The 22,412-nt window shown below is 48.7% G+C and carries 18 protein-coding genes; 14 read left to right on the top strand and 4 right to left on the bottom strand.

The genetic code is table 11. From position 1 onward, the window contains the following. Positions 1–188 precede the first annotated feature (188 nt). The 8 genes from ptsG (at position 189) to ACL9RG_RS06515 (ending at position 7,918) form a co-directional block, all read left to right on the top strand. Positions 189–1,622: a PTS glucose transporter subunit IIBC gene (ptsG, locus tag ACL9RG_RS06480; protein ID WP_422791778.1), complete on the top strand. Its 1,434-nt coding sequence runs from the start codon at positions 189–191 to the stop codon at positions 1,620–1,622. Between the two features lie 222 nt (positions 1,623–1,844). Continuing rightward, positions 1,845–2,198 carry a purine nucleoside phosphoramidase gene (hinT, locus tag ACL9RG_RS06485; RefSeq protein ID WP_422791779.1) on the top strand — a complete coding sequence of 118 codons (354 nt, stop codon included), beginning with the start codon at positions 1,845–1,847 and terminating at the stop codon, positions 2,196–2,198. Positions 2,199–2,368: 170 nt separating this feature from the next. After that, the gene (locus ACL9RG_RS06490) at positions 2,369–2,737 is read left to right on the top strand and encodes a YcfL family protein (RefSeq protein ID WP_422791780.1); all 369 of its coding nucleotides are present in this window, start codon (positions 2,369–2,371) and stop codon (positions 2,735–2,737) included. 21 nt (positions 2,738–2,758) lie between these two features. Then, positions 2,759–3,364 (top strand): penicillin-binding protein activator LpoB, encoded by a 606-nt coding sequence (gene lpoB, locus ACL9RG_RS06495; protein ID WP_422791781.1) that lies wholly within the window; start codon positions 2,759–2,761, stop codon positions 3,362–3,364. Then, positions 3,345–4,211, top strand: coding sequence for a phosphotransferase (locus ACL9RG_RS06500; protein ID WP_422791970.1), 867 nt, complete (start codon positions 3,345–3,347; stop codon positions 4,209–4,211). Before lpoB ends, ACL9RG_RS06500 begins: the two co-directional genes overlap by 20 nt. A 38-nt stretch (positions 4,212–4,249) precedes the next feature. Next, positions 4,250–5,290: a beta-N-acetylhexosaminidase gene (nagZ, locus tag ACL9RG_RS06505; RefSeq protein WP_422791782.1), complete on the top strand. Its 1,041-nt coding sequence runs from the start codon at positions 4,250–4,252 to the stop codon at positions 5,288–5,290. Positions 5,291–5,656: 366 nt separating this feature from the next. Next, entirely contained in the window at positions 5,657–6,949 is a 1,293-nt protein-coding gene (locus ACL9RG_RS06510; protein ID WP_422791783.1) for an NAD(P)/FAD-dependent oxidoreductase, read from the top strand. A gap of 432 nt (positions 6,950–7,381) precedes the next feature. Then, positions 7,382–7,918: a glycine zipper 2TM domain-containing protein gene (locus ACL9RG_RS06515; RefSeq protein ID WP_422791784.1), complete on the top strand. Its 537-nt coding sequence runs from the start codon at positions 7,382–7,384 to the stop codon at positions 7,916–7,918. Positions 7,919–8,024: 106 nt separating this feature from the next. Here the strand turns inward: ACL9RG_RS06515 and mfd are convergent, their stop codons facing one another. Further along, positions 8,025–11,495 (bottom strand): transcription-repair coupling factor, encoded by a 3,471-nt coding sequence (mfd, locus tag ACL9RG_RS06520; RefSeq protein WP_422791785.1) that lies wholly within the window; start codon positions 11,493–11,495, stop codon positions 8,025–8,027. 239 nt (positions 11,496–11,734) lie between these two features. On the opposite strand from mfd, the gene lolC reads away from it, so the two are divergent. From lolC to pepT, 5 genes are all read left to right on the top strand, one after another. Further along, on the top strand, positions 11,735–12,937 hold the full coding sequence (gene lolC / locus ACL9RG_RS06525) for a lipoprotein-releasing ABC transporter permease subunit LolC (protein WP_422791786.1): 1,203 nt from the start codon (positions 11,735–11,737) through the stop codon (positions 12,935–12,937). Further along, a complete protein-coding gene (gene lolD / locus ACL9RG_RS06530; protein ID WP_422791787.1) occupies positions 12,930–13,634 on the top strand; it encodes a lipoprotein-releasing ABC transporter ATP-binding protein LolD in 705 nt (234 codons plus the stop codon). The genes lolC and lolD overlap by 8 nt, the downstream gene beginning before the upstream one ends. Beyond that, the gene (lolE, locus tag ACL9RG_RS06535; protein WP_422791788.1) at positions 13,634–14,884 is read left to right on the top strand and encodes a lipoprotein-releasing ABC transporter permease subunit LolE; all 1,251 of its coding nucleotides are present in this window, start codon (positions 13,634–13,636) and stop codon (positions 14,882–14,884) included. Before lolD ends, lolE begins: the two co-directional genes overlap by 1 nt. Before the next feature lie 20 nt (positions 14,885–14,904). Then, positions 14,905–15,741: a Sir2 family NAD+-dependent deacetylase gene (gene cobB, locus ACL9RG_RS06540; RefSeq protein WP_422791789.1), complete on the top strand. Its 837-nt coding sequence runs from the start codon at positions 14,905–14,907 to the stop codon at positions 15,739–15,741. Between the two features lie 339 nt (positions 15,742–16,080). Next, on the top strand, positions 16,081–17,316 hold the full coding sequence (gene pepT / locus ACL9RG_RS06545; protein WP_422791790.1) for a peptidase T: 1,236 nt from the start codon (positions 16,081–16,083) through the stop codon (positions 17,314–17,316). Between the two features lie 53 nt (positions 17,317–17,369). Here the strand turns inward: pepT and ACL9RG_RS06550 are convergent, their stop codons facing one another. The 3 genes from ACL9RG_RS06550 to phoP all read right to left on the bottom strand — a co-directional run bounded on the left by ACL9RG_RS06550 (position 17,370) and on the right by phoP (position 20,783). Further along, positions 17,370–18,491: a JmjC domain-containing protein gene (locus ACL9RG_RS06550; protein ID WP_422791791.1), complete on the bottom strand. Its 1,122-nt coding sequence runs from the start codon at positions 18,489–18,491 to the stop codon at positions 17,370–17,372. Positions 18,492–18,650: 159 nt separating this feature from the next. Beyond that, positions 18,651–20,105 carry a two-component system sensor histidine kinase PhoQ gene (gene phoQ / locus ACL9RG_RS06555; RefSeq protein WP_422791792.1) on the bottom strand — a complete coding sequence of 485 codons (1,455 nt, stop codon included), beginning with the start codon at positions 20,103–20,105 and terminating at the stop codon, positions 18,651–18,653. 3 nt (positions 20,106–20,108) lie between these two features. After that, the gene (phoP, locus tag ACL9RG_RS06560; protein WP_422791793.1) at positions 20,109–20,783 is read right to left on the bottom strand and encodes a two-component system response regulator PhoP; all 675 of its coding nucleotides are present in this window, start codon (positions 20,781–20,783) and stop codon (positions 20,109–20,111) included. A gap of 319 nt (positions 20,784–21,102) precedes the next feature. On the opposite strand from phoP, the gene ACL9RG_RS06565 reads away from it, so the two are divergent. Beyond that, the gene (locus tag ACL9RG_RS06565) at positions 21,103–22,350 is read left to right on the top strand and encodes a nucleoside permease (RefSeq protein ID WP_422791794.1); all 1,248 of its coding nucleotides are present in this window, start codon (positions 21,103–21,105) and stop codon (positions 22,348–22,350) included. Positions 22,351–22,412: the final 62 nt, after the last annotated feature.

The raw sequence follows: 22,412 nt of genomic DNA on the forward strand, positions 1-22,412 counted from the left end.
TAATTCAAAAAAACGTGACTGCCATCAAACATTAATTTGGCTATTTATTTTACCCTTCGTAAAAATTAAAAGGGGTGCTTAAACACCCTAAACGCAACGGTTTTTTTAGCCAATTGCAACGCCGAGGTTTGTTCAACAAAACGCGGTGAGAAGCATCAAAAGCACTATTACTCAGGAGTACTCCCCATATGTTTAAGAACGCGTTTGCAAACCTCCAGAAGGTCGGTAAATCGCTAATGTTACCTGTTTCCGTATTACCTATCGCAGGTATTCTGCTAGGTGTCGGATCGGCTGACTTCAGTTGGTTACCTGCCGTTGTTTCCCATGTTATGGCTGAAGCGGGCGGTTCCGTTTTTGCTAATATGCCGTTGATCTTCGCTATCGGTGTCGCACTTGGCTTCACTAATAACGATGGTGTATCGGCTCTTGCCGCCGTGGTTGCCTATGGCATCATGGTGAAAACCATGGCAGTTGTTGCGCCGATGGTATTACATCTGCCAGCGGCAGAGATTGATGCTAAACACTTGGCAGATACCGGCGTACTCGGCGGTATTATTTCCGGTGCTATAGCTGCATATATGTTTAATCGCTTCTATCGCATCAAGCTGCCTGAATATTTAGGCTTCTTCGCAGGTAAACGCTTTGTACCGATCATTTCTGGTCTGGCGGCGATTTTCTTAGGTGTGGTACTGTCCTTTATCTGGCCACCGGTCGGTCGTGCTATCCAGACCTTCTCCCAATGGGCGGCTTATCAAGATCCTGTATTGGCATTCGGTATCTACGGTATTGTTGAACGTGCGTTAGTACCATTCGGTCTGCACCATATCTGGAACGTACCGTTCCAAATGCAAATTGGTGAGTACGTTAACTCTGCTGGGCAGGTATTCCACGGCGATATCCCTCGTTATATGGCGGGCGACCCAACTGCGGGTAAACTGTCTGGCGGCTTCCTGTTCAAAATGTACGGTCTGCCAGCGGCTGCCATTGCTATCTGGCATTCAGCTAAGCCTGAAAACCGTGCCAAAGTCGGCGGCATCATGATTTCTGCTGCGTTGACTGCGTTCCTGACGGGTATCACCGAGCCAATTGAATTTGCGTTCATGTTCGTTGCGCCAATCCTGTACTTCATCCACATGATCTTGGCTGGCCTGGCGTTCCCAATCTGTATTCTGCTCGGCATGCGTGATGGCACCAGCTTCTCACACGGCTTGATCGACTTCGTGGTACTGAGTGGCAACAGCAGCCGTATCTGGCTGTTCCCGATTGTTGGTATGATCTACGCGGTAATTTACTACACCGTGTTCCGTATCCTGATCGTTAAACTGAACCTGAAAACGCCTGGCCGCGAAGATACCTCTAGCGAGCAGGTTGCGCAGGGTGGCAGCGAAATGGCCGCATCATTGGTGCAAGCGTTCGGTGGTAAAGAAAACATTACTAACCTTGATGCTTGTATCACCCGTCTGCGTGTTAGCGTGGCCGATGTTGCTAAAGTCGACCAACCTGGCTTGAAAAAGCTTGGTGCTGCCGGTGTAGTGGTTGCTGGTTCTGGTGTTCAAGCAATATTCGGTACTAAGTCAGATAACCTGAAAACTGATATGGACGATTATATTCGTAACCATTAATCAGCATGGCTTATTTGAGATAAGCGATGGTTTGGTAAGAAGGAGGCTTAGGCCTCCTTTTTTTATATTTTAGATATATACCAAGGTTTTAATGATTCACTCTTTGGTGTTAATGATGCCGATTTCTGCAGCACTTAAACAGCAATCTACGAAATCGAGGTTGAAAGGGGTAGAATCAGTCGCTCATACTGCGCACACAAAAACGTATAAAGGATAGTGAACATGGCCGAAGAAACGATTTTCAGTAAAATTATCCGTCGTGAGATCCCATCCGATGTGGTTTATCAGGATGAGTTGGTTACCGCTTTTCGTGATATTTCACCTCAGGCACCTACCCATATTTTGATTATCCCGAATAAGTTGATCCCCACCATTAACGATGTCACCACTGAAGATGAAGCAGCGCTGGGACGTATGATTGTGGTTGCCTCCAAAATTGCGCAGCAAGAAGGTATTGCCGAAGATGGCTATCGTTTGATAGTCAACTGCAACCGCCACGGCGGGCAAGAGGTTTATCATATCCACATGCACTTGGTTGGTGGCCATAGCTTAGGCCCAATGCTGGTTCGCTCGTAATATTGTCGTCATAAGCCAACAGACTTATCTTTATCAGTCTGTTGGCTTCGCTCGATAGCCGTCTACCTGCGTCTTGAAGTTTATTGGGTATAATGAGGTGTCAGTGACATATCATTGATACTCCATTACTCTTGATCCGTTTAAGAGATCTGCTTACCGAGGTTCTTGTTATGCGATTTTTGATGGTGCTCTCCGCCTTCTTATTGTTAGCCGGTTGCAGTAATACTCCCGGTATTGCGTTGAATAACCAACAAAGTGTCATCATGGAATCGCCAGTGCTGACGGCGGGAATTATCCCTGGTACCCCTTCGATTTCCGAACAAGGGGGACGTAAAAAAGCAACCATCAGACTGAGTAATAATCAGCCCAAGCCCATTACTCTGCACTATCGTTTTTATTGGTATGACAAACAGGGATTAGATTTGCTGCCCTATGCAGAGGTACGGACTACCACAGTTCCCGCTAATTCAGACGTAGATATTGATTCTCTGAATGGCAATCTTGACGCGTATCGAGTGCGTGTTTATCTCTACCTGTAACTTCCCGAACGGAGAGGGTTGATGAAAAAGTATTTTGCCGCTGTGGCATTAGCCACATTAGTGTTAGCTGGGTGTGTGACTCATCCAGATGAAAATCAAACACAACAGCCACAAACGCAACAACCGCCGGTCACCACGGTCCCAACACCAACTGAAACTGTTACACCGCCGCCGCCGGTTGAAGTGCCTCAGCCACCGAAAATTCTGACAATTGACTGGAGCGCAGTGGTTCAGCCAATTGTCGCTAAAATGTTACAGGCTGATGGTGTACAAGCAGGTAGCGTACTGCTGTTAGATAATGTCAAAAACAGCACCAATGGTTCATTGCAAACCAGCAAAATCAGCGCCGCGATGCATGATGCCTTTGGTTCGAATAAAACCTTTAACGTAGTGCCGACTGACCAATTGAATTCTGCCAAGCAAATGATGGGACTCTCGCCGGATGACAATCTGGTATCACGTACTAAAGCCATTGCGCTTGCTCGTCAGGTCAGCGCCCAATATGTGCTTTATAGTGATGTCAGCGGCAATGTCAAAACGCCAACGTTAGATATGCAGCTTATGACCGTGCCAAGCGGTGAGATTGTTTGGTCTGGTAGCGGAGCCGCTGTTGCCAGCTCAAATTAAAGCCACGTTATCGGCCTTGTTGCAAAAACACCTTCCGGCGGTTGAACCCGCCGGTTGTCGTTTAAGCACTGTGAGTGGGTTAACCGGGGAAAGCTGGCGTATTAGCACACCACAGCATGATTTACTGGCGCGGGCTCAATCGCAGGAGAAATCTGATTTAGGCGTTGAGCGCCACCGTGAAGCGGCAATTTTGCGGCAGCTAGATGCTGAAACACTTGGCCCCTGCGTCGTGTTACAAACGGCTGGTTGGTTATTCGTTGAGTGGCTGGAGGGCAATACCGTTAGCGAAGAGCTCTGGCAGTCAGCGCAAGGGCAGGTGGCGCTAGCACAAATGCTCACACGCTTGCACCAATTGCCACCAAGCGGTTATCCGCTGAATTTGCGTCAACAGCTGTCCCGCTATTGGCAGCATATTGACCGGCGACGTTTAACTCCGCGCTGGCTGCGATTACACCAGCAATTTATGCGGCGTGCCTTGCCAACGCCACTGAAATTAGCGCTGGTGCATATGGATATTCATCCTGAAAACCTAGTGAATACCACGCAAGGATTGCGTTTAATTGATTGGGAATATGCGGCAGATAGCGATATTGCTTTAGAGCTGGCCGCATTATTTCAAGGGAATAACCTATCTGTGCAGCAGCGTCAGCAACTGATCGACGATTATATTCGCTGTGGTGGATATCAGGACCGTTCACGTCTTGAACAACAGATTACCCATTGGATACCCTGGGTAAATTATCTGATGTTGATGTGGTGTGAAGTCCGTTGGCAGCAAACGCAGGAAAGCCGCTATATCGACTGGGGGCAACCGTTGCGCCAAAAATTATTGCGTGAAGTACCATAAGAAAATTTTTATCAGTATTAATCATGGGAGTAGGCGTTGTGGGTCCAGTAATGTTAGATGTTGCCAGCTATGAGCTGGATGCAGAAGAGCGTGAAATTTTGCAACACCCGCTGGTGGGCGGTTTGATTCTCTTCACCCGTAACTACCATGATGTTGAGCAATTGCATGAGCTTATCCGCCAAATTCGTGCAGCATCTCGTCATCGTCTGGTACTGGCCGTCGATCAAGAAGGGGGCCGGGTCCAGCGTTTTCGCGATGGTTTTACCTTGTTGCCTGCAGCACAATCCTTTGCTGCATTAAATCAGGCGCCGGAAGCGGGACGTTTGGCACAAGAGGCCGGCTGGCTAATGGCAGCGGAAATGATTGCCATGGATATTGATATCAGCTTTGCCCCAGTGCTGGATATTGGCCACGTTAGTGCGGCGATTGGCGAACGTTCATTCCACGCTGAGCCTGCTCAAGCGCTGGCGATGGCCGAGCAATTTATCTTAGGGATGCACTCAGCAGGGATGAAAGTGACCGGCAAACATTTCCCTGGGCACGGTGCGGTGAGTGCAGACTCGCATAAAGAAACACCGCGTGATAACCGTCCTGAATCGGTGATCCGCGAACATGATATGCAAATTTTCCGCACGCTGATTGAGCGCCAATTGTTGGACGCGGTTATGCCTGCCCATGTGATTTACACCGAGGTTGATGCTCGTCCGGCTAGTGGGTCCCCGCACTGGCTTAAGCAAGTATTACGAAAAGAACTGGGCTTTGGCGGGATTATCTTCTCTGACGACCTGTCGATGGAAGGTGCAGCCATTATGGGCAGCTACGCCGAGCGAGGTCAGGCATCATTAGATGCGGGCTGCGATATGATTCTGGTATGCAATAACCGCCAAGGGGCGGTAAGCGTATTAGATAATTTATCTCCGGTTAACGCCGAGCAGGTCGCGAGTCTGTATCACAAAGGTGAGTTTTACGGTAAATCGAGCCGTCAGGCGCTGTTATCTTCTGAGCGTTGGCAGCGAGCCAATTGCGAACTTACCGCATTGAACGATCGCTGGCAGGAGCATAAGTTACTGGCTCGCTAAGCAATACGGCCCGTACCATCTGTTAAAGCAAATATAACAATGGCATAACATGTCTTGGCGTGTGTGCCATTTTTTATTCGCCTCCTTTTATATTTCCCCTCCCTTTTTACCTTATTGTTGACCGTTTTTTTTATCGTAAAAACAGCTAACTCGCTGAATAAAAACAAGCAAAAATATCTCGACTCATAAAATTCCTTTAAATGATTTGATGCACATCAAATTAGGTATAAAAAGTTGATAACCTCATGGTATTCTCACCTCAGATGACGATTTAACTTAAGCCAACCCTATGTAATCTAAGGATAATAATTTCACTCTTAGATAACAATTGGTTCACATTCTGAGGTATGTATTTTGAAAGATGTTATGCAGAAGATCGTAATTATTGGCGGGGGTGCCGGCGGATTAGAACTTGCCACCAGTCTGGGGCATAAATTAGGACGCAGCAAAAAAGCCGAGATTATCTTAGTCGATCGTAACCATAGCCATTTATGGAAACCGCTGTTGCACGAAGTGGCGACCGGCAGCATGGATGATGGTGTTGATGCATTGAGCTACCTGGCCCATGCTCGCAATCATGGTTTCACTTTCCAAATCGGTTCACTGACCAACATCAATCGTGAAGGTAAGACGATTCAACTGGCCGCTATCCGTGACGTAAATGGCGATGTATTGGTGCCAGAGCGTGATATCGCCTATGACCAATTGGTGATGGCGTTGGGCAGTACTTCTAACGATTTCGGTACGCCGGGCGTTAAAGAGAACTGCATCTTCCTTGATAACCCGCAGCAGGCGCATCGTTTCCATAACGAAATGCTTAATCTATTCCTGAAATTCTCCACCAGCGGTGAGCAGAAAGATAAGGTTAACATCGCTATCGTTGGCGGTGGTGCGACCGGTGTGGAACTCTCCGCTGAATTGCACAATGCAGTCAAAGAACTGCACAGCTATGGTTATAAAGGGTTAGACAATCAGGCATTAAACGTCACCTTGGTCGAAGCCGGTGAACGCATCTTGCCAGCGTTGCCAGAGCGTATTTCTGCGGCAGCACACCAAGAGCTGATTAAAATTGGCGTGCGCGTATTGACCAAAACCATGGTGACCAGCGCTGAGAAGGGCGGGTTGCACACCAAAGACGGCGAGTTTATTCAAGCCGATTTAATGGTGTGGGCTGCTGGTATTAAAGCGCCTGATTTTATGAAAGATATTGCAGGTCTTGAAACTAACCGTATTAACCAGTTAGTCGTTGAGCCAACGCTACAAACGACGCGTGATGAAAATATCTATGCGATTGGTGACTGTGCATCTTGTCCATTGCCAAACGGCGGTTTTGTGCCACCGCGAGCGCAGTCTGCTCACCAGATGGCATCCCGTTGCTTTGCTAATATTATGGCGCAACGTAAAGGCCAAAGTTTGAAGCCTTACGTTTATAGCGATCACGGTTCATTGGTTTCATTATCACGCTTTAGTACCGTAGGTAGCCTGATGGGTAACTTGATGCGTGGCTCTATGATGGTTGAAGGTCGTATTGCACGTTTTGTGTATATCTCTCTATACCGTATGCACCAAGTGGCGCTGCACGGTTATATCAAGACCGGCTTGATGATGCTTGTCGGTAGAATCAACCGCGTGATTCGCCCACATCTGAAACTGCACTAATATCTACGATTCAGCCTTCAGTTTATTAGCTGAAGGCTGAATCGATTCTTATCCGCTGATCTTTTGCCGCCCATCGTTTATAAAGCTCTTTTTACCTCTTCCTTTACCCCGCTAAGATTGTTCCCAAATACCGCAAATTCCAGCTGTAAGCCGCCATTTTGGCTATACGTCTTATTGTTCAGACATAACAGATTGTGCAAACTTTCCGTGTTCATAAAAGCCTTTCTATGTCCGAAAAGCGCGACAAATAGCACGCTGATAGTACAGAGAGTGGCAATACACAGAGTAGATAAAAACAAAGCGTAGTCAGTTGTTCGGGCGATTCACGCACGCCATTTATTATTCGGTTCTACCCGTCGTATTGCGCCCCAGAATGTGGGCGGAGGACGAATGAAGCAAAATGCGTGGTAACAATTTCAGGAGGTTTTCCCTGTGAACAAATCAATGTTAGCGGGTGTGGGTATTGGTGTCGCTGCTGCTTTAGGTATTGCGGCAGTGGCGAGCATGAATGTGTTTTCATCAGGCCCACATTACGCGCAGGTTCTGAGTGCGACGCCAATTAAAGAAACAGTAAAAACACCGCGTCAGGAATGTCGGAATGTCACTGTCACCCATCGCCGCCCAGTGCAAGACGAACATCAGATCGCCGGTTCCTTATTAGGTGCTGTTGCTGGTGGAGTATTAGGACACCAGTTTGGTGGTGGGCATGGACGTGATGTTGCCACTATCGCCGGGGCATTGGGCGGTGGTTACGCCGGTAACCGCGTGCAGAGCGGTATGCAGAATAATGATACATACACCACGCAATCAGAGCGTTGCAGTACGGTTTATGACAAATCAGAAAAAATGCTTGGCTATGATGTGACCTATAAAATAGGCGATCAGCAGGGTAAAGTACGAATGGACCATGATCCAGGTACACAGATCCCTCTGAACAAAAGCGGCCAACTGGAGTTAACCCAAAGCTAATCACGCATTAGGTGAGCCGATAAAAAAGCCTGAGAACAGTTTTTCTGTCTCAGGCTTTTTTGTTTCATCGCGATATTGTCTGATATATCGAGAAACGTATCGCTTTTTAGCTGACGGCCGACACTTGATGTTCGGCAAAAGCCACCAGTAGGTCGCTGATGAATTTCAGTCGTTTTGGCCGGTCGGTAAGTTCAAGTGTGAATTTAAGCTTACTCGGCCCGTCGAGGCGATAAACCTGCGGCTGTTTTTGCAATAAACCAATCAAATAACCGGGATCAACCAGGTTTTTGTCGCTAAATTCAATAAAGCCACCGCGTTCGTTACCTTCAATACGTTTAATGCCCAGTTCGCGAGCCTGCAAGCGCAAAACAGCGATATGCAGCAGGTTTCTTGCGCCGTCTGGCAGGCTACCGAAGCGGTCAATCAGCTCAACGCGTAGCTCATCAACTTCTGACTCATTGCGGGCGCTGGCAATACGCTTATACAAAGACAAGCGGGTATTCACGTCAGGAATGTAATCTTCAGTCAGCAGCGCCGGCATGCGCATTTCTACTTCTGTTTGGCTATTGGTCAAATCCTCAAGCGAAGGTTCGCGCCCCTCTTTCAATGCTTCTACCGCGTTTTCCAGCAGTTCCATATATAAAGAGAAGCCGATTGTTGTCATCTGTCCACTTTGGTCTTCGCCCAGTAACTCGCCCGCACCACGGATTTCCAAATCGTGCGTTGCCAACGCAAAACCTGCGCCTAAATCTTCCAGCGAGGCAATGGCTTCCAGTCGTTTATGCGCGTCGGTCGACATGGCTTTCGGATTTGGTGTTAACAAGTAAGCATAGGCTTGATGGTGCGAACGACCTACACGTCCACGCAGCTGATGCAACTGTGCTAAACCGAAGTGATCGGCCCGCTCAATGATAATGGTATTGGCACTGGGAATATCGATACCTGTTTCGATGATAGTGGTGCAAATCAGCACGTTAAAACGCTGATGATGGAAATCATTCATCACTCGTTCCAGGTCGCGCTCACGCATCTGGCCGTGCCCAATGGCGATGCGGGCCTCTGGCACCAGCTCTGCCAGCCGCTGTGCGGCTTTCTCGATATTGGCAACATCATTGTAGAGGTAATAGACCTGGCCGCCGCGCAGCACCTCACGCAGAATGGCTTCACGAATCACTAAATCATCGTATTCGCGTACGAAGGTTTTGACTGCTAAACGTCGCGCCGGTGGTGTAGCAATAATCGACAAATCACGCATGCCGCTCATTGCCATATTCAAGGTCCGTGGAATAGGCGTGGCGGTAAGCGTCAGGATATCAACATCGGTACGCATTGCCTTAATACGTTCTTTATGGCGTACGCCGAAACGGTGCTCTTCATCAACAATCAGCAGACCCAAATCCTTCCAGCGCAGATCGCTTTGTAGCAGCTTATGCGTGCCGATAATAATATCGACTTTCCCTTCGATAGCTTCTTCCAGCACGGCTTGCTGCTCTTTAGCGCTGCGGAAACGGGACATCATTTCGATGCGGATTGGCCAGTTGGCAAAACGATCGCGGAAATTATCAAAGTGCTGCTGTGCCAGCAGGGTAGTGGGAACTAACACTGCCACTTGTTTATTATTCGATACCGCCAGGAAAGCGGCTCGCATTGCCACTTCTGTTTTACCAAAGCCTACGTCGCCACACACCAGACGATCCATCGCCAGCGGCTGGGTCATATCAGTTAATACAGCGTTAATCGCCTGCGCCTGATCGGCAGTAGTCTCGAAGGGGAAGGTCTGACAGAACAGCTGGTATTGTTCACGGTCGTGTTTGAAGGCGAAGCCTTTTTTAGCCTCGCGCTGAGCATAGACATCCAGCAGCTCAGCCGCTACATCCCGCACCTTCTCGGCCGCTTTTTGTCGCGCCTTTGACCAAGCTTCGCCACCTAATTTATGCAGCGGTGCGCTTTCATCGGCACCGCCTGCGTAGCGGCTAATCAAATGCAGTGAAGAAACTGGAACGTAGAGCTTATCTTCACCGGCGTAAGTCAGAATCAGATATTCTGCGGTCACTCCGCCGGTTTCTAACGTCATTAATCCTTGATAACGACCGACCCCGTGTTCCATATGAACAACCGGTTGGCCGGGACTCAGTTCTGCAAGATTACGAATTAACGTATCGGTGTTGATAGTGCGGCGGCTATCCTGTCGGCGGCGCGTCACACGCTCGCCCAGCATGTCGCTTTCACAGACTAATGCCAGCTCTATCTGGTTATCAGCGAAAGGATGTCCGAGGAAGCCGCGTTCACACGCGCCAATCATGATATATCGACCAGGGGTTACCGCTTGCTCAATGCGCGTAATGAGTGTTGGTTTGAGTTTGATTCTCGCCAGCAAGTCTTGCAGCGTCTCTCTGCGTCCTTCGCTCTCGACGGAGAACAGGATGCTACCGGTAAAGCTTTCGCTAAAGCGGCGCAGGTTATCCATTGGTGCCTTGTTTTGCGGTTGTACTGACAAATCAGGCAGCGTTTGATAACCCAGATTGGTATTCGCGGCTTTCTGCGCTAACTCTTCAGTTTTTAACTGAATACGCGGCCATTTTTTTAACTCGCTAAACAAACTATCGACGCGTAACCATAGCTCTTCAGGCTCGAGCAGCGGGCGCATAGGATCAATACGGCGATTTTCATAACGCTGATTAACGTCAAGCCAGAAACGATCGGCAGCGGCTTCTAACTCACCGGTATTCACCAATAAGGTATTTTTCGGCAGATAGCTGAACAGTGACGTCAGCGGATCGCTAAAGAACAGCGGCTGCCAATATTCGATCCCGGCGGGGAAGGTGCCTTTAGTCACCTGTTGATAAACGTGCTCGGCATCGCGGCGCACCTCGAATTTTTCGCGCCATTGGCTGCGGAATAACTCGATAGCATTTTTATCGGTGGGGAACTCATGCGCTGGCAGCAAATTAATAGAATCGACTTCGCTGAGTGTGCGTTGAGTATCCACGTCGAAGATACGCAGGCTATCTATCTCATCATCAAAGAAATCAATACGATAAGGTTCATCGCTGCCCATCGGGTAAAGATCCAACAGCGCACCACGGGTGGCAAACTCACCGTGCTCCATCACTTGATCGACGCTGCGATAGCCAGCCTGTTCTAACTGAGAACGTAATTTATCGCGTGAGAGCTGTTGGCCCTTTTTCATCACTAAAGCGTGACCATGCAAGAACTGATGCGGACAGACGCGCTGCATCAGCGTATTGACCGGCAGAATAATAATGCCGCGTTCCATGGTCGGTAATTGATACAAACTGGAGAGGCGGGCAGACACAATTTCTTGATGTGGCGAGAAACTGTCGTAAGGCAGCGTTTCCCAATCGGAAAGGCTGATCACTTTATGCTCGGTAAACTGCTGGATCTCATCACGTAAGCGCAGCGCATTTTGCATATCGGGCGTGATAAGCATGATGGGGCCGGAGTGACGTTCACTAATCTCGGCGCATTCTAATGCACAGGCGGAGCCAGTAAGTTGGCCTAACTGACGAGTATCGCCCGGGCGCTCGGGCAGCGAATAACGTGTGTTTTGAGGCATAAGCAGTTTCACGATCTCATTTAGTGGCAAAGGAGAGCCAGAATTTCAGGGCGTATCTTGCGACGCAGTTCTGTCTAAGGTCAACCGGGTTTCGTTACTATTCTGGCAAAAAACCTCATAAAAATCCGATAAAAAACCGCACAAAGATGATGAGTTAAGTGGTTAGTGGTTCCATAAAGTGGGTTGAGCCTTTATTATCCTGATCACTTTGCCTTGATTCACTGAACATAACGGATTTCATGTATCAACCTGTCGCTTTATTTATAGGCCTGCGCTACATGCGCGGGCGTGCATCAGACCGCTTTGGGCGGTTTGTCTCTTGGCTGTCCACCATAGGTATTACTCTAGGTGTGATGGCAATGGTTACCGTGCTGTCGGTGATGAACGGATTTGAAAAGAATCTGGAAGGTAACATCTTGGGGCTAATGCCGCAGGCGTTAATCACCACGCCGCAAGGGTCGCTTAATCCACAGCAAATCACTCAGGCAGACGCCGCTAAACTGCAAGGTGTCAGCAATGTCGTGCCTTTAACGACAGGCGATGTGGTGCTGCAAAGCCCCGGCAGCGTTTCGGTAGGGGTGATGCTGGGGATTAATCCCGATCAGCAGGAACCGTTGTCACAATATCTGGTTGGCGTCAGCATGCAAGTATTACAACCTGGCCAGTATCGGGTGATCCTCGGTGAACAGCTGGCTAATCAGTTGAAGGTGAAACGTGGCGATCAGATTCGCGTCATTGTGACCAGCGCCAGCCAATTCACGCCGATGGGTCGTATCCCAAGCCAACGTTTGTTTACTGTGGCGGGCACCTTCTCGGCGAACAGTGAAGTCGATACTTATCAAATGCTGGTTAATCAGCAAGATGCCTCGCGCATGATGCTTTACCCGCAAGGTAATATCACCGGCTGGCGTTTGTTTTTAGATAAACCGCTGAGTGTTGATAGCTTAAGCGAACAAAAGCTGCCAAATGGTACGGTGTGGAAAGACTGGCGTGAACGTCAAGGTGAACTATTCCAAGCGGTACGTATGGAAAAGAACATGATGGGACTGCTGCTCAGTCTGATTGTCGCCGTCGCCGCCTTTAATATTATTACCTCGCTCGGTTTGATGGTGATGGAGAAGCAAGGTGAAGTTGCTATTTTGCAGACTCAGGGGCTGACACGTCGCCAGATTATGGCGGTATTTATGGTGCAGGGCGCCAGCGCTGGGGTGATTGGCGCTTTCCTTGGCGCGGTGTTAGGCGTTGTCCTTGCAACGCAACTTAATACCATTATGCCCGCCGTCGGTGCCATGCTTGATGGTGCATCGTTGCCAATAGATATCGAACCCGTGCAGGTGACGATTATTGCTTTAGCCGCGATGGCTATTGCCTTACTTTCTACGCTTTATCCTTCATGGCGGGCCGCCGCCGCTCAACCCGCAGAGGCTTTACGTTATGAATAACGCTTTATTATTGCAGTGCCAAAACCTCTGTAAGAGCTATCAAGACGGTAAACTTAACACTGACGTATTGCGTAATGTTTCTTTCGAGATAAAACCGGGTGAAATGATGGCCATCGTTGGCAGCTCCGGTTCTGGTAAGAGTACGTTACTGCATCTGCTCGGCGGGTTGGATTCTCCGACCTCTGGCGAAGTTATTTTTAAAGGACAATCGCTCAATAGCATGTCCTCTTCCGCTAAGGCTGAACTGCGCAATCGTCAACTCGGTTTTATCTACCAATTTCACCATCTGTTGCCGGACTTTACTGCGCTGGAAAACGTCTCTATGCCGCTGCTCATTGGCAAAGAAAAAATGGCCGATGTGCAAGAGAAATCCATGGCAATGCTGACGGCAGTGGGCCTTGGGCATCGTCATAAGCATCGTCCTTCTGAATTGTCTGGCGGCGAACGTCAACGTGTCGCTATTGCCCGCGCGCTGGTTAATAACCCATCGCTGGTACTGGCCGATGAGCCGACTGGTAATCTGGACCAACGTAATGCTGATAGCATCTTTGATCTGCTGGGTGAATTAAATGTGCGTCAAGGCACCGCATTCTTGGTGGTAACGCATGATTTGCAATTAGCCAAACGCCTCAATCGTCAGTTGGAGATGCGCGACGGCCAGTTGCAGCAAGATTCCAGCCTGTTGGGAGCGAAGTAATGTCGGCTCTGCCATTTTCCTTGTTAATCGGCCTGCGCTTTAGTCGCGGGCGTCGCCGTGGCGGAATGGTCTCGCTGATTTCGGTCATCTCAACCTTAGGTATTGCGTTAGGTGTCGCGGTATTAATCGTTGGGTTAAGTGCGATGAACGGTTTTGAACGTGAGCTAAAAGAACGCGTGCTAGCGGTGGTGCCGCACGGCGAAATCAAACCGGTCAATCAGCCGTTTGAAAATTGGCAGGATGTACTGGGACGAATTGAAAAAGTGCCGGGTATTGTTGCCGCTGCACCTTATATCGAATTCAACGGTTTGATCGAAAACGGTGCCAAGCTACGTGCGGTACAGGTACAAGGCGTTGACCCCGATCAGGAAGGGCGCATCAGTGCGGTACCGCAGTTCGTGCAAAATAATGCCTGGCAGAGTTTTAAAGCGGGCAACCAGCAGGTGATTATTGGGCAAGGTCTGGCTAAGGCGCTTGGCGTCAAGCAGGGCGATTGGGTTACTGTGATGATCCCTAACAGCGATGCCAGCATGAAGCTGTTACAGCCTAAGCGTATTCGCTTACAGGTTGCCGGAATATTGCAACTCAGCGGCCAGTTGGATCACAGTTTTGCGATGGTTCCACTTAGCGATGCTCAGCAATATCAAGAAATGGGCGATAGCGTCACCGGCATCCACATCAAGGTTCAGGATGTTTTTGCCGCACAAAAAATTGTGCACGATGCGGCTGAAGCGGCAAAAGACTACGTCTATTTCAGCAGCTGGGTTGGAAAATACGGTTATATGTACCGTGATATCCAGATGATCCGCGCCATTATGTATCTGGCGATGGTGCTGGTGATCGGCGTGGCCTGTTTTAATATCGTTTCCACGCTGGTGATGGCGGTTAAAGATAAAAGCAGTGATATTGCCGTGTTGCGCACCTTAGGCGCCAAAGATGGCTTAATTCGCGCAGTATTTATCTGGTACGGACTGTTATCAGGCTTTGTAGGAAGCGTATGTGGTGTGGTATTCGGCGTGATTGCCTCCCTGCAACTGACCAACATTATCAATCTGCTGCAAACGCTGGTGGGACACAAATTCCTCTCGGGAGATATCTACTTTATTGATTTCTTACCTTCAGAGCTCCACTGGTTAGATGTTATCAGCGTATTGGTTACTGCATTAGTGCTCAGCCTATTGGCAAGCTGGTATCCAGCTCGTCGCGCAAGTCGAATTGACCCCGCTCGTGTTTTAAGCGGCGGCCAGTAATTTTCTAAGGAGCAGTATTTATGCGCACACGCCATCGTATATGCCGATTCAGAAAAAATAAGCGCATACGTCACCAACGTTTCCGCTCAAGTATTTTTCACCGCGATAGTATGGCGGCCAGTGAGCTGAAGAAGCCTTTTATCGTGGTACTGACCGGTGCGGGGATCTCGGCTGAGTCTGGAATTCGTACATTCCGGGCGGCTGACGGACTGTGGGAAGAGCACAAAGTTGAAGATGTGGCGACACCAGAGGGTTATCGTCGAGATCCTCAACTGGTGCAGGCATTCTACAATGCTCGCCGCCACCAGTTGCAGCAGGACGACATTCAACCTAACGCCGCACATCAAGCTTTAGCGGTGCTTGAGGATGCGTTAGGGGATAACTTTCTGCTAGTCACGCAAAATATTGATAACTTGCATGAGCGTGCTGGCAACCAGCGTGTGTTGCATATGCATGGTGAGCTACTCAAAGTGCGCTGTACTGAGTCAGGTCAAATTTTTGACTGGCCCAACGACCTTACCGTTAACGATCGTTGCCACTGTTGCCAATTCCCTGCGCCGTTGCGCCCGCATATCGTGTGGTTTGGTGAAATGCCATTGCACATGGATGAAATCTACCTGGCGTTAGCAAAAGCCGATTTCTTCGTGGCTATCGGTACCTCAGGCCATGTTTACCCAGCGGCAGGTTTTGTACACGAAGCCCGGTTAAGCGGCGCATACACCATGGAACTCAACCTTGAGCCGAGCCAGGTTGAAAACCAGTTCGACAAAAAAGTCTACGGCCTCGCCAGCCAGGTCGTACCCGAATTTGTCCACGCTTTCCTGACCAAAAAAAGCGATTCCTGGCATCGTGAATAAAGCCAGTCGTTAAACAAAGTAAGCCGTTGGGGAGCTTCTCGGTGAAGCGCCCCGATAAGCTAAGCGCAGGCGTCGGGTGCAGGGGCCTTCGCCTCAAGGCCCTTGCCGGTCGCGGTCGGCTGCGCTGATATATACCACTTGAGTGGTGGGCGACCGAACCTGCACGAGATCCACATAAACAACCCATTCGAATGTAAAACAGTGATGACTCGGTCATCAATCCCCTGTGTGATTAACAAGCCCCTGCTTGTTAAACTCATTAATACTGACCTGACGCAATATTTACAGAATTCGGACTGCGCATAATAAATTCCTTCTTTCTGATGATACGCATTTATTATGAATAAGTTACTCGATCGTTTTTTTCACTATATCTCTTTTGATACACAATCAAAGCCGAACGCCAAACAGACGCCTAGTACGCTTGGACAAATGGAATTTGCCCGGTTGTTACGTGATGAATTGCTTGCTCTAGGATTGGAACAGGTTAGCCTGAGCGATAAAGGCTGTGTCATGGCGACATTACCGAGTAATGTGGACTGGCCTGTGCCGGTTATTGGCTTTATTTCTCACCTGGACACCTCGCCAGACTTTACCGCAAAACATGTTAAACCGCAGATTGTGGAAAATTATCGTGGGGGTGATATTGCGCTTGGGAATGGCGAAGAGTTCCTTTCACCAGTTATGTTTCCGGTGTTACATCGACTGATCGGCCAAACCATTATTACCACTGATGGTAAAACCTTGCTGGGCGCTGATGATAAATCGGGTATTGCTGAAATTATCACTGCCATGGCGACATTGAAAAGTACTGCTCTGCCGCATGGGCCGCTACGTATCGCGTTTACCCCGGATGAAGAAATTGGCAAGGGCGCGCAATATTTTGATGTTGCCGCGTTTAATGCCGACTGGGCTTATACCATTGACGGTGGCGGTATCGGTGAGCTGGAGTGCGAAAATTTCAACGCCGCCTCGGCTAAGATAAAAATTGTGGGCAACAACGTTCATCCTTCTCATGCCAAAGGTGTGATGGTGAATGCAATGTCGCTGGCAACTCGCTTCCATCAGGAGATACCTGCTGATGAAACACCGGAAACTACCGAAGGTTATCAGGGCTTTTATCACCTGACGTCAATGAAAGGCACGGTTGAAAAAGCTGAGCTGCACTACATTGTGCGGGATTTTGATAGCGAAGGTTTTACCGCTCGCAAACAAAAGTTGGTGCAAATTGCGCAGAAAGTGGGGAAAGGACTGCATTCCGCTTGCTATATCGATGTGACCATTGATGACCAGTATTACAATATGCGTGATGAAATCGCTAAACATCCGCATATTATCGAATTGGCTGAACGGGCAATGAAGGTCAGTGGCATCGAGCCAGTACGCAAACCGATTCGCGGCGGTACCGATGGCGCGCAGCTTTCCTTTAGAGGATTACCTTGTCCGAACTTGTTTACCGGCGGCTATAACTTCCACGGCAAGCATGAATTTACCACGCAAGAAGGGATGGAAAGCGCGGTGAAAGTAATTGTTAATATCGCGACCCTGGCTGCTGAGCAGGCTAAGCCGCAATAGCTAAACGTATAGGCAAAGTGTGCCAATCAGGCGCACTTTGCCTTACATCTCAATCAGTCGTTAAAATACCAATAACCGCTGTTGACCAACGCGGCTAACAGCGCGAGAAAGGAAGGATCGTCTAACGCTTCACCCAGCAACTCTTGCGTCACGATAGTATGACGAGTGAGGGCATCGACTGCGGCTAATTGATCGGTGATCATCGCTTCGCCATTAACGTAGCAGCGATCGCCAATACGCAATACTTTCAAGCCGCCAAGGCGTTGCAGTGTTTCTCCAGCCTCGAGCAACTCATGAACTTCGCCGGCCTGATAAGGCGGCTCTGGTGGCGCTAAATCCAGCTCATGACGCGATTGGGAAATGAACTCACCTAGCCAGTTATTGAAATGTTCTGGGTTACCTACCAAGTCCAACATCATATTGCGCAAGCCATCTAGCTCATGCTGCTCAATCTTAGCCGGATGTTCGCGCAGCTTAAGGTCTGGATCGCTATAGCGACGACCTCCCAATTCACGAGACAAGACATAATCGGCAAAGCCGCTGACCATCTCACGAGAGCTTGGCGCACGGAAGCCAACGGAATAGTTTAGAGAGCTTTCAAGAGAATAGCCTTCATGCGGGAAACCCGGTGGAATATAGAGAATATCACCTGGCTCCATCTCGTCATCGATAATGGCATCGAAAGGTTCGACTTGCAGCAGATCCGGGTGCGGGCAATGTTGTTTCATGGCGATTTTCTCGCCTACACGCCAACGGCGACGGCCGGTACCTTGAATAATAAACACATCATACTGGTCCAAATGCGGGCCAACGCCACCGCCGGGAACCGAGAATGAGATCATCAAATCATCCATGCGCCAGTCAGGAATACTGCGGAAAGGACGCATCAGATGGGCAGAAGGCTCGTGCCAATGATCGACGGCTTGAACCAGAATAGACCAGTTATTTTCACCTAAATGATCATAGCTCTGGAAAGGGCCGTGTTTCACATCCCAGCGTCCTTCGTGGTGGCTAACCAAACGGCTATCCACTTCATTTTCCATCGCTAGCCCAGCCAATTCATCCGGGGAGATAGGGTCTATAAAGTTTTTAAAGCCACGTTTGATCAGCAGCGGTCGTTTTTGCCAGTAATTGGCAAGGAAATCGTTCCAATCTAACTCGAGTTGGTAATCCATAAGTTTTATTCCACGGATGATTAAGAAGCTTGCGGGGATTATAGCGGAAGCGAGCGAGACAAGGATGTGTAATTGGCTGCAAATTTTCGTTGCTATCAGATTTTTCAGCCATAAGAAGCAAGTCAGCGGCGAGCTTGAGCGCTAACGCCGCTGTTAATATTAGCTTTGCTCTATATCGTCTTGCTGGCCAAAGGCAACGCGCATACATGCACCACCAAGAGGGCTGTCGAAGACGGTTATTTTGCCGTCATATTGTTCAATAATTTCGCTGGCAACCGATAAACCTAAACCCTGGCCTGGCCGTAAGGTATCTGCGCGTTGTCCACGTTTAAAAATCACTTCGCGTTTATTTTCTGGAATACCGGGGCCATCATCCTCCACCAGAATAACCAGTTGATTTTCGTTGTGCAGCGCTTTGACTTCGACGAACTCCAGACAATATTTACAGGCGTTATCGATGACATTGCCCATCACTTCCATAAAGTCATTTTTCTCGCCGATAAAGGTCACTTCAGGCGAGATATCGAGCGTTATTACCACCCCTTTACGCTGGTAAACTTTATCCAACGCCGAGCATAGGCTGTCGAGTAATGCAGGTACTGAATGGAGTTCTCGTACGGTAATCAGGTGCTCAGAGCGCAAGGTTGCGCGATGCAGATAATAGCCAATCTGTTGAGAAATACGGCTAATTTGTTCCAACATCACCGGCTCAGCTTCTTCGATAGTCATTTGCTTGCCACTGCGCAGTGAACGCAACGTAGACTGTAAAACGGCCAATGGCGTCTTTAGGCTGTGAGTAAGATCCGATAGCGTGGTGCGATAACGATCGTATCGACTGCGTTCACCATCGACCAGCACATTAAGATTACGTACCAGCCCGCGCAATTCACGCGGCGGGTTTTCATCTAACAGCTCGCGTTCTTTCGTTTCCAGCTCTGCAACTTGGCGAATTAAGTGTTTAATCGGCCTGAGACTCCAATAGGCGGCCAGCCATAACAGCGGCACGACTAACAGCAGATTAGCCAAAAAGACATAACTGAACCATTCCCAAACTAAATCGTAATGTTGTAATTCCTGCGGAATAGTATCAACGACTACGATGTTCAGCGCCGGGAGTCGTGACGTTGCTGGATAGGTATTGACGGCCACCGAGTGGGTGAGGGCACTGGAGTCGGTATCGTCATAACCTTTCAATTTACTCTGTGCCACCGGATTATTACCGACGACTTCACTGGAGGTTTGCGTGTTGGTATCTAACTCATAAAAACCAGATTTATTTAGCCAGGATTTGGTGATCCGCGCTTCTAAATCTGGAACTCGACGTTGTGACCACAGCAGCTTGCCGTGATTGTCGTAGATAAAAACTAAGGTTGGGAAATTAAGATCAACATCGTCTGGGACGTTGATCGTCAACTTATCGTCATGCCACTGGGCGAGGCTGAAGAACAGATTACTTTCTCCACGCAATATGCGGTAAGCCGTTTTATCGAAGCTCACCATATAACCGACGACAGCCACCAATCCATAGGCAATGGACAGTGCCAGCACTACCGCTGCGGTCGCCATCATATAGCGAGAACGCAGCGAGAAAGGCGCATTATTGCGGAATTTCATCACTTATGCCCGAATATCGAAACGGTAACCTTGGCCGCGAACGGTAGTAATCACATCGGTAGGATGCTCAGCTAATAATTTTTTACGTAACCGGCCCATCAATACATCGACGGTATGGCTTTCGCGCAGCTCGGCATCTGGATAAAGCTGCAGCATTAGCGAATCTTTGCTCACTACTTTTCCGGTATTGCGAATCAATGTTTCGATAATAGTGTATTCGAAGGCAGTTAGTTTAACCGGCTGATCGTTAACGGTCAGTTCACGGCGAGATAAATCAATCTGGAAAGGTTTAAGAGCGATAATTTGCGAAGCCAGTCCGCTATTGCGGCGCATTAAAGCTTGCATACGTGCCACGACTTCTTCCAGGTGGAAGGGCTTGGTTACATAGTCATCCGCCCCGGCTTCCAGTACGGCGACCTTGTCTTGCCAGCTTTCCCGGGCGGTTAATACCAAAATAGGCAATTTGACCTGATGATTACGCCAGCGCTGGATCAAACTCAGGCCATCTTCGCCCGGTAATCCCAAATCGACAATGGCGATATCTGGCGCATGTTCTTGCAGAAAATAATCGGCTTCTTTTGCATCTTCAGCTACATCAACCTGATGACCCATTTCACGCATTTGTACCGAAAGATGGTGACGCAGCAATGCGTTATCCTCAACAACCAAAATTCGCATAACAACTCCTTAGTAGGTATAGATGCAAGTAGAAATCTTTGTAAAAAACTAAGCCAATAACTGTAACTGATTCCGAATCATAATCTTCAACGGTGGATAAACACCTCAAACGAGAAGATAAATACAAGTTAAACCAAGTATAAACACCCATTACTGGCAATGACATCAGTGGAAATAACATTATTTGTGAAACTGATCGCAGTACTCTTGTAAAGGTATCATTAAGGTATTACAAAGGTATTGAGCAACATTCGACCTGCAAGAGACGCCACCTTGACACCGGGGGAGTCAATTATCCATTCAGCAAGGATATATAATAATGAAACGTACCAATCTGAAGCTGTCCATCATGATGTTTATTGAATGGTTTATCTGGGGGGCATGGTTTGTGCCACTCTGGCAATACCTCAATAAACTCGGGTTTAGTCCATCGCAAGTTGCCTGGTCTTATAGCAGCACGGCTATTGCTGCTATTTTATCTCCTGTCGTGGTAGGGGTCATCGCAGACCGTTATTTCTCCGCCCAGAAAGTTCTCGCCTGGCTGCTGTTAGCTGGTGGTGTCTTGATGGGATTTATCGCACTACAAACACAGTTCTCACATTTCTTCCCACTGCTGGTTGTCTACGCCATTACCTATATGCCAACCGTGGCGCTAACTAACAGTATTGCGTTTGCCAATATTGCGGATACTGAGAAGGACTTCCCGCGTATTCGTGTATTAGGCACCATCGGTTGGATCGTCTCTGGATTAGTCATTGGCTTTGCATTACCGCCGCTGTTAGGGATGAATAATATCTCTGATACCAATCTGCCGCTGTGGATCACCGGTATTGCCTCCATAGCGCTTGGGCTTTATAGCTTTTGGCTGCCGAACACACCGCCGAAAGGCACGGGTCCTATCAATATCAAAGCGTTGTTTGGTTTGAATGCCTTGAGCATGTTAAAAGACCGCTCATTTGCCATCTTCGCCTTGTGTTCTTTCTTGTTCTGCATGCCATTAGCGTTCTATTACCAATTTGCTAACGGCTTCCTCACTCAGGTCGGTTTGCCTAACGCTACTGGTTGGATGACCTTGGGGCAGGTTTCCGAGATCTTTGCCTTATTGTCCTTACCGTTTCTATTAAAACGTTTTGGCATCAAAAAAGTCTTGATGCTGGGCTTCATTACCGCCGCGCTGCGTTACGTGTTCTTTATCTACGGCGGAACGGAAGATGTTTGGGGCTACAGCCTGCTGTTCCTCGGGATTTTGCTACACGGTGTGAGCTATGACTTTTACTTTGTTACTGGCTATATCTACGTGGATAAAAAAGCACCACCGCATATGCGTACTGCGGCACAGGGGCTGATCACGCTTGTTTGTCAGGGACTAGGCAGCTTTATCGGTAACTGGCTCGGTGGCCGCGCGCTGACGACCTTCGCGTTATCCAAACCACAGAACGGCATGACATTTGATTGGTTTGCCGTATGGGGCGTGGGGACGGCGATGGTTGTCGTCGTTATGCTGCTGTTCTTGCTGTTTTTCCGCGAAAAGAACAAGGCTATCGCTGCCGCCGAATATTCTCACTGAACATAATTATGCTGGGTTTGGTGGGCATGAAGCCCACCTCTAGATTTCTATTGGAGTTTAAA

The organism is Rouxiella sp. Mn2063, from assembly GCF_049319665.1.
GTDB lineage: Bacteria > Pseudomonadota > Gammaproteobacteria > Enterobacterales > Enterobacteriaceae > JBMOUD01.